This window comes from Halomonas sp. XH26 (assembly GCF_024138895.1).
GTDB lineage: Bacteria > Pseudomonadota > Gammaproteobacteria > Pseudomonadales > Halomonadaceae > Vreelandella > Vreelandella alkaliphila.
On the sequence record NZ_CP071889.1, the window covers coordinates 1083419 to 1095749 of the forward strand.

8 protein-coding genes are annotated in these 12331 nt (G+C 51.4%); 6 read left to right on the forward strand and 2 right to left on the reverse strand.

What is annotated here, in order from left to right:
- Window positions 1-37 precede the first annotated feature (37 nt).
- The 4 genes from J4377_RS04995 (at window position 38) to J4377_RS05010 (ending at window position 7642) form a co-directional block, all read left to right on the forward strand.
- A complete protein-coding gene (locus J4377_RS04995; RefSeq protein ID WP_038482361.1) occupies window positions 38-1306 on the forward strand; it encodes an efflux RND transporter periplasmic adaptor subunit in 1269 nt (422 codons plus the stop codon).
- On the forward strand, window positions 1306-4491 hold the full coding sequence (locus tag J4377_RS05000; RefSeq protein WP_231657427.1) for an efflux RND transporter permease subunit: 3186 nt from the start codon (window positions 1306-1308) through the stop codon (window positions 4489-4491). Before J4377_RS04995 ends, J4377_RS05000 begins: the two co-directional genes overlap by 1 nt.
- Window positions 4492-4701: 210 nt before the next feature.
- Window positions 4702-6720, forward strand: a complete 2019-nt coding sequence (locus J4377_RS05005; protein ID WP_253487205.1) for an oleate hydratase — start codon at window positions 4702-4704, stop codon at window positions 6718-6720.
- Between the two features lie 247 nt (window positions 6721-6967).
- Window positions 6968-7642: a hypothetical protein gene (locus J4377_RS05010; RefSeq protein WP_253488111.1), complete on the forward strand. Its 675-nt coding sequence runs from the start codon at window positions 6968-6970 to the stop codon at window positions 7640-7642.
- Window positions 7643-7652: 10 nt separating this feature from the next.
- Here J4377_RS05010 and J4377_RS05015 read toward each other — a convergent pair whose 3' ends face one another.
- A complete protein-coding gene (locus J4377_RS05015) occupies window positions 7653-8585 on the reverse strand; it encodes an alpha/beta fold hydrolase (protein ID WP_253487207.1) in 933 nt (310 codons plus the stop codon).
- A 62-nt stretch (window positions 8586-8647) separates the two neighbouring features.
- Window positions 8648-9259, reverse strand: coding sequence for a TetR family transcriptional regulator (locus J4377_RS05020; protein ID WP_038482373.1), 612 nt, complete (start codon window positions 9257-9259; stop codon window positions 8648-8650).
- A gap of 209 nt (window positions 9260-9468) precedes the next feature.
- On the opposite strand from J4377_RS05020, the gene J4377_RS05025 reads away from it, so the two are divergent.
- On the forward strand, window positions 9469-10500 hold the full coding sequence (locus J4377_RS05025) for a succinylglutamate desuccinylase/aspartoacylase family protein (RefSeq protein WP_095602439.1): 1032 nt from the start codon (window positions 9469-9471) through the stop codon (window positions 10498-10500).
- Window positions 10501-10807: 307 nt separating this feature from the next.
- Window positions 10808-12262 carry a catalase gene (locus tag J4377_RS05030; protein ID WP_095602438.1) on the forward strand — a complete coding sequence of 485 codons (1455 nt, stop codon included), beginning with the start codon at window positions 10808-10810 and terminating at the stop codon, window positions 12260-12262.
- Window positions 12263-12331 lie beyond the last annotated feature (69 nt).

A 12331-nucleotide genomic window follows, 5' to 3' on the forward strand; every position in this document is an offset into this window, starting at 1 on the left:
TCCGTCAATGTTGAAAAGATTAATGGGAAACAAACGTATGAAGAAAATGATTCACTCAGGTCGAGCGAGTCTAGTGACGCTGATAGCTGCATTGGCGCTAGCCGCATGTGGCCAGGAGCAGCCTCAGCAACAGCAGGCTGGGCAGCAGGAAGCTCCGCCCCATGCGGTAGAAGTAGCTGAAATAGCCCGCCAGGATATTCCTCTGGATAAATCCTACCCATCACTGCTGCGCAGCGACAGCGAAGTTACGCTTGTGGCAAGGGTAAACGGGTTTCTTGAAGAGCGCCATTTTGAGCCAGGTCAACTGGTAGAGCAGGGCGATCGCCTCTACACCATCGAGCCAGATCTCTACCAAGCAACGGTCAATCAGCGTGAGGCTGACTTGCAAAGTGCGCGCGCTGAACTGTCCCGAGCCCAGCGCGATGCGCAGCGTTTTGAGCAGTTGTTAAGCCAAAACTCGGTGAGTCGTCAGCAGTATGACCAAGCACTGGCTGACCAGCGGGTTGCCCAAGCCAGTGTAGCCCAAGCAGAAGCGGCCTTAACTAGCGCTAACCTGGATTTAGGCTACTCAAACGTTACCGCCCCCGTGTCTGGCATGATCAGCTTAAGCCAGATAAACGTTGGTAATTTGGTAACGCCAGGAACTGAGTTAGCCACTATTACGCCGCTTGATCCTCTTGAAGTTCGTTTTCAACTACCTCAACGTGATGCCTTTGAGTTGCGTCGACAACTGGGTGAGAGCGGTAATGCATCAGACATTACCGCGCGCTTGAGCGTGCCAGGACAACATGGCGGCGACAGCACTGAGCTTGAAGGTCGTTTGGACTTCTTGGGTTCTCGTGTTGATACCGGCACTAGCACGGTTCAAGCGTCAGCAACGTTTGTGAATCCTGAGGGTGCTGTGCTGCCTGGTCAGTTTGTAAGGGTTCGTATTGAAGGCTTGAAGCGTTTTGATGTACTGGCCGTACCAGAAATTGCCGTTACTCAGGGGCTGATGGGGCCGCGGGTCTTTATTGTCGATGATGAAAATAAAGCGCGTGAGCGCACGGTTCAGCTCGGTGAAGTGGCTGGTCCATGGCAAATCATTCATGATGGCCTTACTGCTGGCGAGCGTGTCATCGTAGGCGACCCCGCTGGTCTGGAGCCGGGAATGCTAATTGACCCCCTGCCATTTGAAGGTAACGCTGCCGACATCGTCGCTGAAGCTGAGCAGGAAGACGCCCAGCAAGAAACCGGGCAGGCAGAGGCAATGCAGGATGAGGCGGCTGACGCACAGCCCGCTGAAGGGGAAGAGGGCGCGCAATAATGAACTTTTCCAACTTCTTTATCAGCCGACCGATTTTCGCCACCGTTTTGGCGATTATCTTGACGCTGGTAGGTACGATGGCGATGCGAATACTGCCGATAGAGCAGTATCCCAGCGTTGTACCTCCCACTGTGTCAGTTCAGGCTCAGTTCCCCGGGGCAGATGCTGAGACGGTTGCGCAAACCGTCGCGGCACCGCTTGCTGAGGCCATCAATGGTGTTGAGGACATGCTATATATGACCTCAAACAGCGCTGATAACGGTCTTATGAGCCTGAGTGTTGCGTTTAACATTGGCACTGATGGAGATATCAACACCATCAATGTCAATAACCGAGTGCAGGGCGCGCTTTCGCAGTTACCTGAGGCGGTTCAGTCTCAAGGGGTGACGGTTGAGTTACGCTCTGACTCTATTCTGATGCTTGTTGCCTTGACGTCTCCTAGCGGTGACTACAACAAAATCTACATGCAAAACTACGCCACGCTTAATATCTTGGATGAGCTACGCCAAGTGCCCGGTGTAGGTAATGCCGAAGTGTTAGGCGGCGGTGAGTTTGCGATGCGGGTGTGGATGAACCCTGACAAGCTGGCTCAGTATGACCTCACGCCCAGTGAAGTGGCCAGTGCGATTCGCGCGCAGAATACCGAAATTCCCGCAGGTAACTTAGCGGCAACACCGCAAAGTGAACCGCGTGCTTATACCTATACGATTACTGCCGGTGGGCGTTTATCGGGAACCGATGATTTTCGCAATATCTTTCTGCGCACCAATCCGGACGGTTCCTCGCTTCGTTTAGAGGATGTGGCGCGTATTGAGCTGGGTGCTTCGTTTTATGGCGTGGATGCTCGTTTAAACGGCGCCACCATGACGCCCATTATTATTAACCAGCAGCCGGGTGCCAACGCACTGGAAACCGCTGAAGCAGTGCGTGCCACGATGGAAGAACTATCGGGACGTTTTCCGCCAGGGCTTGAGTATGTAACGCCTTACGACACCACGCTGTTTATTGATGCCTCGGTAGAAACCGTATTAAAAACCTTCGTCGAAGCGTTTCTGATCGTTATCGTGATTCTGTTCATCTTCTTGCAGAACTGGCGCTTCACGGTCATTGCCATGTCGGTCGTGCCGGTCTCGGTTATCGGCACTTTTGCTGGTTTTTACTTGTTTGGTTTCTCTATTAACCTGTTAACGCTGTTTGCCTTGGTGCTTTCGATAGGCATCGTGGTGGATGATGCGATTCTAGTGGTGGAGAACGTTGAGCGGGTATTGAGCGAAGAGGATGATATTACGGTTCGTGATGCCACTATCCGCGCGATGAAAGAGGTGGGTGGCCCGGTTATTGCCACATCGCTGATTATGGCTGCGGTGTTTGTACCCGTGGCGTTCCTGGGTGGCTTTACCGGCCAGATTTATCAGCAGTTTGCGATTACCGTGGCGATATCGGTGGCGCTATCGGCGCTGATGGCACTGACGTTCACCCCTGCGCTGTCGGCCATCTTCATTAAGCATAACCTGCACATAAGCAAACAGTCCGCGTTTAAGCGTGCAATTACCACACCGCTGCGTCTGTTTGACCGCCTCTTCGCTGGCTTTACCGCCGCTTATATGTGGTTTGTGAAAAAGCTGGTGCGTTTCTGGGTGTTAGCGCTTGCGCTGACTGTGGCGGTGGGGGCCGGTTCTTACTGGCTCTATGTAAATACGCCTTCCACTCTTGTGCCGGAAACTGACCAAGGTATCGTGCTGGTTAGCGTTTCATTGCCTGATGCTGCATCGCTTAGCCGAACTCAAGCCTATATGAATGAGCTTAGCTCACAGATAGAAGCCATTCCGGGCGTTGAGTACTCCTCTGCTGTCGCTGGATACGACATTCTGTCGAGTGCGGTCAATACCGCACGGGGCATTATGTTTATCAACATGAAAACCTGGGCAGAACGCGATTTAACGGCTAATGAATTGGTTGGCCGTATTATGCAGTTGGGGGCGAGCATTGATGGTGGTTCGGCGATGGCATTTAACGTACCGCCGATCATGGGGCTTTCAACAACGGGTGGTTTCACTGGTTATTTGCAATCTTTTGAAGGCGCATCACCTCGCGAGCTGTATCAAGCGTCATTGCAAATTATGCAGGCGGCTAACCAGCATCCTGCATTAAGCCGCGTTTTCACAACGTTTAACGTCAATGTGCCTTCTTACCGTGCGGAAATAGATCAGCAAAAAGCGCTGAGCTATGGTGTCGCCCTTGAGAATATCAACTCGGCGCTAGCTAACACCTTCGGTAATGGTTTTGTGAACTTCTTTAGCTACCAAAACCGTAACTTCCAGGTCTATTTACAGAATGAAGATAAATTCCGTAAAACGCCCGATGATGTGAGTAGCGTTTATGTACGTGGTGGCAATGGTGAGCGCATTCCTCTTTCTGAGTTTGTAACGCTCGAACGCCAAACGGGTCCATCTGTTGTTTCTCGCTTCGGTGTTTATGCGGGGGCTCAGTTCCAGGGTAATCCAGCGCCAGGCTATAGCTCTACACAGGCTATCGAGGCGATGGAGGAAGTGGTTCAGGAAACATTGGGCCAAAACTGGGGAATGGGCTGGACGGGGACTGCCTACCAAGAGTCTAACCTTGGTAATACCGCTTTGCTCGCCATTGTGTTTGGTATTTTGATGGTGTTCTTGATACTGGCGGCACAGTATGAGAGTTGGTCGTTACCACTAGCGGTACTTACTGCCACGCCGTTTGCTTTCTTGGGCGGCGTGGGTGGTATTGCGTTGCGAGGCCTGGATACCAGTGTCTATGTCCAAATTGGGATGCTGGTGGTCGTTGGCTTGGCCGCTAAGAACGCGATCCTTATCGTTGAGTTTGCAGAGTTGCAGCGCAAAGAGCATGGTAAATCGATTCGTGAAGCAGCGATTACTGCCGCGGAGCTTCGTTTCCGTCCTATCGTTATGACCTCACTGGCCTTTATCTTCGGTACCTTGCCATTGGCACTGGCTTCTGGCGCGAGCGATGTGAGCAGCCACCACATAGGTACCACCGTTGCGGTCGGTATGGCGTCTGTTGCCGTGCTGGGAAGCCTGTTTATTCCAAGCTTCTACGCAATGATTGCCACGGTGTCTGATTGGCTCTATCGGAAACGCCACCCCGACCGGGATGGTAACAACGAGCAGGCAGCGCTAGGCCATGACTAAGCGTAACGCTGTTTAGCGACTTGCTAGCGGGCACCCTGTTTTCATGGTGCCCGTTTTTTTGAATGCGTTATCTCTGTTATTGCCGATGCTTGTAATAAATACTGCTGCTTAAGCGGCTTTCTGTGTTAATTATTTATGGTTTTAGGCGTTTAGTGAGTTTTTTAAACTACACTTAATTGATAGTGGCTACCCAGAAAAGGATATCTATCAATGAGTAAATCTAACGCCTCAACAACATCTGGTTCAACGCTGAAAACCCATATTGAAGCACTCGAGAGACAGCCTCTCGATATTGCGCCAGATGCTTCATCAAGACACTTACACAACGGTATCGATACGTCATTCCCACCTGCCGATCTGCATGGAAGCTACACCAATCACCGTCCGCTTCCGACCGAGGGGATTGAGGGGCGCCGTGCCTGGATCGTTGGCGGCGGCATTGCAGGATTGTCTGCTGCCTTCTTTCTGATGCGTGATGGCCACATGCCGGCTGGCAATATCACCTTCCTAGAGGAACAGGGCATAGAAGGTGGCTCGCTGGATGGTGCTGGCAACGCGGAAGAAGGCTATATCGTGCGTGGAGGTCGTGAAATGGAGATGACCTACCAGAATTTCTGGGACGTCTTCTCGGAAATACCGGCTCTGGAGTTACCGCCACCATTTACGGTGCTGGATGAGTACCGCATCGTGAATGACGCCGACAAAAACTGGTCAAAAGCGCGCCTGTTGGAAAAGCAGGGCCAGATCAAAGACTTTTCCACCATGAATCTCACCAAACGCCAGCAGTTAGAGGTTGTTAAGCTACTGCTAGCACGCAAAGAGGATCTGGATGATGTCACAGTAGAGCAGTGGTTCAGTGAAGGATTTCTGGAAACCAATTTCTATACCTTCTGGCGCACTATGTTTGCCTTCCAGAACTGGCATTCAGCACTTGAAATGAAGCTGTACATGCATCGCTTTCTGCACTTGATGGATGGGCTTAACGACATGACGTCACTGGTGTTTCCAAAGTACAACCAGTACGACAGTTTTGTTCGACCGCTGATGAACTGGCTGCAAGATCAGGGCGTGAATATCCAGTACGACACGGTTGTCGAGAACCTGGACATGGATACCCAGGACGGCTGCAGAACCGTCACCGCTCTTCAGTGCCGAGGCAGTGATGGCGATAAGTCTATCCCTATCGGCACTCGCGATCTGGTGTTTGTCACCACTGGTTCTATGACCGAAGATACGGCTTATGGCGATGATGACACCGTTCCACAGTTGAAAGACAACGTGCAGGCTGGCGAGGGATCAGGCTGGCAACTGTGGAAGAATCTCGCAGAAAAATCAGATATCTTCGGGAAGCCAGAAAAGTTCTGCGGGGACGTTCCACGCTCTACCTGGGAGTCAGTAACGCTTACCTGTAAACCTTCGCCTCTGATGGATAAACTTAAAGAACTGTCGGTTAATGATCCCTATTCAGGATTCACGGCTACAGGTGGGATTATCACCTTTACCGACTCCTCCTGGTTAATGAGCTTTACCTGTAATCGCCAACCGCATTTTCCCGACCAGCCCGATGATGTGATTGTGCTATGGACATACGCATTGTTGATGGACAAGCCCGGCGATTATGTCAAAAAGCCAATGCCTGAGTGTACTGGGAAAGAAGTGCTGACTGAGATGTGTTATCACCTTGGCCTGATTGATCAGCTCGACGCCATACTGGCTGCCACCAAAACACGTATCGCGCTAATGCCTTATATCACCGCTCAATTCATGCCAAGAGCCAAGGGAGATCGCCCCAGCGTGGTTCCTGAAGGCTGTACCAACCTAGCCTGCATGGGGCAGTTTGTAGAAACCCATAACGATGTCGTGTTCACACTGGAAAGCTCGGTAAGAACTGCCCGTATTGGTGTTTATAGCTTACTTGGGCTCAAGAAGCAGGTGCCGGACATCTATCCTGGTCAATACGATGTGCGTCGCTTGCTGCGGGCAACTCGCACTCTGAACAGTGATGAAGCATTTCTGGGAGAGGGCGTTTTACGGCGTATTCTGGGGGGAACCTACTTCGAAAATATCCTGCCGCTTGGTCGGGAAGAAACCCCTGAGGATCTTCACCATCATGGGCTGTTTGAACATCAGCTTCAGGCTATTCGTGGTTTGATGGGCGAAAGCCATACCCTAGATGAAGTTAAAAGCCGGTTGCAAACGTTAAGGGATAAGCTGCGGGGGCGTCGCTGATTTAAGGTAATTTATCTTAGTTGATTAGTTGTCTCAGCTCGCCGCCTTTGTGCGGTGAGTTGAAGCAGTTTTTATACAAAACGCAGGGCTTAGTTTTTGGTCGATAAGAGATGGCAGTCAAGGTAGCTAAACACATAAACGCGTAAGGTGGTCTACGCTAAAAGAGACCCTGTTTTTAGCTTGTGCTAATAAATATAACGTCAAGCGAAAACATCACCAGGCTTTGTCTGGAGGAGAACACGCCATGATGCAATCACTTGTTTCCGCCGTACTGCAATTTCCAACAGTTGTTTTTACCTTCTTGTTGGCTTTGATAGCGCTCTACTGGCTACTGGTGCTGGTCAGGCTTGCGCCGTTGGAGCTATTTGAGCGCGATAGTCTACGCGACGATCATATGGCCAGCACGCTGGTATCACTGGGCTTTGCAGGTGTGCCTGCTACGCTTGCATTAAGCCTCTTAGTACTTTTTGCGGGTGCTATTTCGCTGGCTATTGAGCTACTAGCCCTCCGCTGGTTATCGCTGGGTATGTTGAGGGTGCCTGTTGGCGTGCTTGTGCTGTGGGTCTCATTTGCAGTTGCGTCGCCAGTTGCGGCAGCGGTGTGCCATTCATTACAGCGTGCGCTTCATCGCTATCAGCCATTCAATCGCCGCTGTTTATTGGGCGCTACGGTCGTTGTCTCAGAACGTCAAAATGATGAATACGCATCTGCTCAGCTGGAAAACGAACCCAGCAGCGCCGTTAAATTGCATTGCAAAGCGGGAGACTGCCCGCAAGCTGGCGAGCGCCGGGTGCTTGTGAAATATCTTGCCAACGAAGGCGCGTACCGCAGTGTGCTTGAGCAACAATATCTCGATACGCGCGTTCGCGTGAATAAGCTGCGCTTGCACCGCAAGCACCATTCAAACGGCTATTTTACCTAGCGAGTGTTGTCTAGCCAAATAGGCGCCGCCATTGCTTAACGAGCCACTGGCCAATAGGGTTCAATGTAGCGGTGGCGCTTGTTGGTTTACTGCGGGGGAAGGCGCTTAGTGGCGTGTCGAGAAATTGACGGAGTGGTGTTACTTGCTCGGGTTGATTCAGCATAGGAGCATGGCCACACCCTGAGGCGGTGAAAGTAACTAAACCGGGTTGCATCTCTTTCATACGTGGCAGCGTTTCGGCATCCAGTAACGTTGATTCGGCACCCCGAATCACCATCACAGGGCAGTGAACGTTCGCCCAATCTGCCCATGTGTCTCGCGGTGTGTCATGGATGAATTGCTCGCCAATACGGGGGTCGAAGTGATAGGTCCAGCTACCATCAGGTAGTCGCCGAGCGCTTCCCAATGCCAGCGCTCGCCATTCATCATCAGTGGTAATTCCAAAGCTTGCATAGTGCTGTGTCAGCTCTTTTTGTAGGTCTACAAAGCTCGTAAAGCGGTGGGTTAGGCTGAAATAACTGGAGAGCGCGATTAGGCCGTCTTTATTCAACTCAGGCCCAACATCGTTCAGGATAAGCCTAGAAATCCGATGTTGATGTGTTTTGTCAGCAGCCAGCAGCATGCCCAATAGCCCGCCCATGGAAGTGCCCAGCCAGTCGACCTGCTTTAATTGAAAATGATCTAGCACGCCTATCGCCACGGTCATGTAGTGGCTGTAGAGATAATCGTGGGCAGGGAACAGTGACCAGCTGGAAAGGCCGCGACCAGGCGTGTCTGGTGCAAGAATACGCCATTCGCTGCCCAGCTGATGGGCTAGGGCTTCGAAATCACCGCCGTGGCGCGCAAGGCCATGCCATGCTATCAGCGTGCGGGGTGCGTCGGGATTCCAAATGCGCACAGCGATATCAAGTTCGCGGATATGAACAAATTCCAATGCATCCATAAAATTATCCTATGCTGACAATCCGCTCAGTATAGGTGTATTGCTGCATCGCAGCGAGATGGTTAGCGCTTCATCATGGTGATCAATGTATCGATGATCTCACCGCCGCGTTCGCGCAATGAAAACGATTCTGGGTTTCGTAACCAATCATGAAACAAGCCACCCAGTGCCGCCTGCATAAGCCGCGTTGCCACCTCGGGGGTTAAATCATCGCGTAGCAACTGCTGCTGTTGGGCCAGTTGAAATACCGACAGCATTTCATCAAAACACTCGTCTGCGATCTCGTCCTGCATCTGAATCGGGTTGATATCGCTAAAGAATTCACAGCGATGCAGCAGAATCGATAAAATGCGTTGGTGGGACGGCTGCTCCATGCGGTTTAAGCCGGCATGGCAGGCAAGTTGTATGGCAGTTAGTGGTGAGATAGTCGGGTCGGCGTTGTTTACCTCTTCCATTAGCGACTGGAAGGGCATACGCACACGCTCCACTAGCGCCATAAAAAGGTCGCCTTTATTTTTAAAATGCCAATAAACAGCACCGCGCGTCAGGTTGGCGTGACGAGCAATTTGCTCCAGCGATGTGCGAGCTACGCCTTTTGCGAAAAACACCTCTTCAGCCGCATCCAACAGCGCTTCGCGAGTTGCAGCAGCCTCCGCTTTGGTTTTTCTTGCCATATAAAAACGTAACCTCAGTAATTGACACGTGATAAGCCCATTTTATCTTATGTGCACCACTTTTTACATTCAAAACTGTATGGTTAATTACTTTAGCTCATAACGTGGATTAACAAATTCGTCATTTGTCAGTAAAAAGCGTATAAGATTTATTTGGAAACGCCGTTTCGAAACGAAACCGTTATTAGGCACGCTATAGGATTTTCAGCATGGCGCGAGCACCTTTTACCCTGGCTGGGCGCACTGTAATGCCTGGCCAACGCTTACAAATTGATGTGCCTGTGGCACGCCTATATACCCACACGCAGCTGCATATTCCGGTTGAAGTCGTGCATGGGCGTAAAGATGGTCCGGTCATGCTGGTGTGCGGTGGGATTCATGGCGATGAAATTAATGGGGTCGAGATTGTTCGTCGCTTGCTGCGTTCCAAGGCAATCAATAGCTTGCGTGGCACGTTAATTGCTGTGCCCGTCGTCAATGTCTTCGGTTTTTTACAGCAAACGCGCTATTTGCCAGATCGACGCGATTTGAATCGCTGTTTTCCGGGCAGTGAAAAGGGCTCGCTAGGTGGGCGCATTGCGGCGCTATTTCGCGATGAAATTGTCGATCACGCCACGCATATTATCGACTTGCATACCGGTGCTATTCATCGCACCAATCTTCCGCAAATTCGTGCTCAGTTGCAGCCTGGCAGTGAAACTGAGCGCATGGCCGATGCGTTTGGTGCCCCCGTGGTACTCAATGCAGAGCTTCGCGAAGGTAGCTTGCGCCACTATGCTCAAAATCGTGGCATTCCGGTGCTTACTTATGAAGCCGGTGAGGCACTACGTTTTGATGAGTGGGCAATTGCCCCCGGCGTACGTGGCGTTTTACGCGTGATGCGCCGTTTAGGTATGCTGACCGGCGAGCAGCGTCGCCGCTCACCGATGCCTGCTGAACTTGCCAATGGCTCCAGCTGGGCGAGGGCGCCTATCGACGGCATTTTGCGCCCCAAGGTGCGCCTGGGCGCTCGGGTAGCAAAAGGCGAGGTGCTCGGTAAAGTGGCAGATCCCTTCGGCAATGATGAAGGTGAGGTGCTTTCTATGGCCGACGGCATTGTTATTGGTATGAGCCGTCTGCCACTAGCGAACGAAGGTGAAGCGCTTTATCACATTGCCCGCTTTGATGAGATTGAAGAAGCTGAGACGGCGATTGAAAATTTTCAATCAAGCCTGACGCCTCAGCCTGATGCGATGTATTGATACTGGGCTTTGGTATTTGGTAGTCGGTACTAATGATGTGCACTGTTATTAAGTAACGGTGCTCTACAAAGAGACTGCTCACAAGCCGTTGTTGAAAATTATTGTTAAAGGCTTTTCATTAAAAAATTATAGCTAAAAACTATTGGCCTAATAGCAAAAGAGACCGAGTCACAGATGGCGTGATGCACGTGAGTTGGCTATACCTGTGGGGTGGCCGCTTTAGCTTAGATTAATATAGCCTGTTAAAGGCGGCCTTTTTCCAGTGGTACGGATCGTGCCATGTCGAATGTGACAAGGAGGAAGTGTTATGAGCAGTGATAGCCAGCATCCCACTACGAATGAGTCAGGTATTCCGGTTTCAAGCGACGAGCATGCGCTGTCAGTAGGGCCTGATGGCCCCATTGTTATGCACGATCACTATTTGATGGAACAAATGGCGGCGTTTAACCGTGAGATGATTCCTGACCGCCAACCTCATGCAAAGGGGAGTGGTGCCTTTGGGCATTTTGAAGTAACCCACGATGTTAGCCACTATACCAAAGCCAAGTTTCTACAACCGGGCACTAAGACTGACGTGCTGATTCGCTTTTCGACCGTCGCCGGCGAGAGCGGCAGCCCTGACACATGGCGCGACCCCCGCGGTTTCTCGATTAAGTTTTATACCGAAGAAGGCAACTTCGACATGGTGGGTAACAATACCCCCGTGTTTTTTGTTCGCGACCCGATGAAATTCCAACACTTTATTCACTCGCAAAAACGCCGAGCGGATAATGGCCTGCGTGACCACGATATGCAGTGGGATTTTTGGACACTGGCACCTGAGTCAGCTCACCAAGTGGCATGGTTGATGGGCGATCGAGGCGTGCCAGCCACGTGGCGGCACATGAACGGTTACTCCAGTCACACCTATATGTGGGTAAATGCTGAAGGAGAACGGTTTTGGGTGAAGTATCACTTCAAAACTGATCAAGGGATTAAATGCATGACCCAAGAGCAGGCAGATCAGATGGCCGGCAGTGATGCTGATTATCATCGTCGTGACCTGTTCGAGGCGATTAAGCGGGGCGACTATCCTACGTGGACGCTCAACATGCAGATTATGCCGTTTGATGATGCCAAGACCTACCGAGTGAATCCTTTTGACTTGACCAAAGTGTGGTCTCATAAAGACTACCCGTTAATCGAAGTTGGTAAGCTGACGCTCGACCGTAACCCCACGGATTTTCATAGCGAAATTGAGCAAGCAGCGTTTGAACCTAATAACATGGTGCCGGGGACCGGATTATCTCCGGACAAAATGCTATTGGCACGCTCTATCTCGTATGCTGACGCTCACCGTGCCCGCTTGGGTGTGAACTACAAGCATATCCCAGTGAATACCCCAAAATGCCCCGTGCACAGCTATAGCCAAGGTGGCGCGATGCGTATTCGGCACGCCACCGATCCTGTGTATACGCCCAATAGCAAAGGCGGGCCGAAAGCCGATGCTCAGCGTTACCCAGAAGATGCGGTTTGGTCGACAGACGGAAAGTTTGTACGCGCGGCCTATACGCTCAGAAAAGACGATGACGACTGGAGCCAAGCCCATGCGTTAGTGCGTGAAGTAATGGATGATGCCCAGCGTGATCGCTTAGTGTCGAATGTGGTAGGACACTTATCCGGTGGCGTTACCGAGCCTGTATTAGCACGTGCTTTTGAGTACTGGCGCAATATTGATCAAGAGGTCGGCGAGCGGATTGAGCAGGGCGTTCGCAATCTATAGCGGTGCGTTTTTGCGCTTAACGCACTCAAACCGCTAGGCAAGTTTCGACTGTAGCTAACGGCAGCCCGC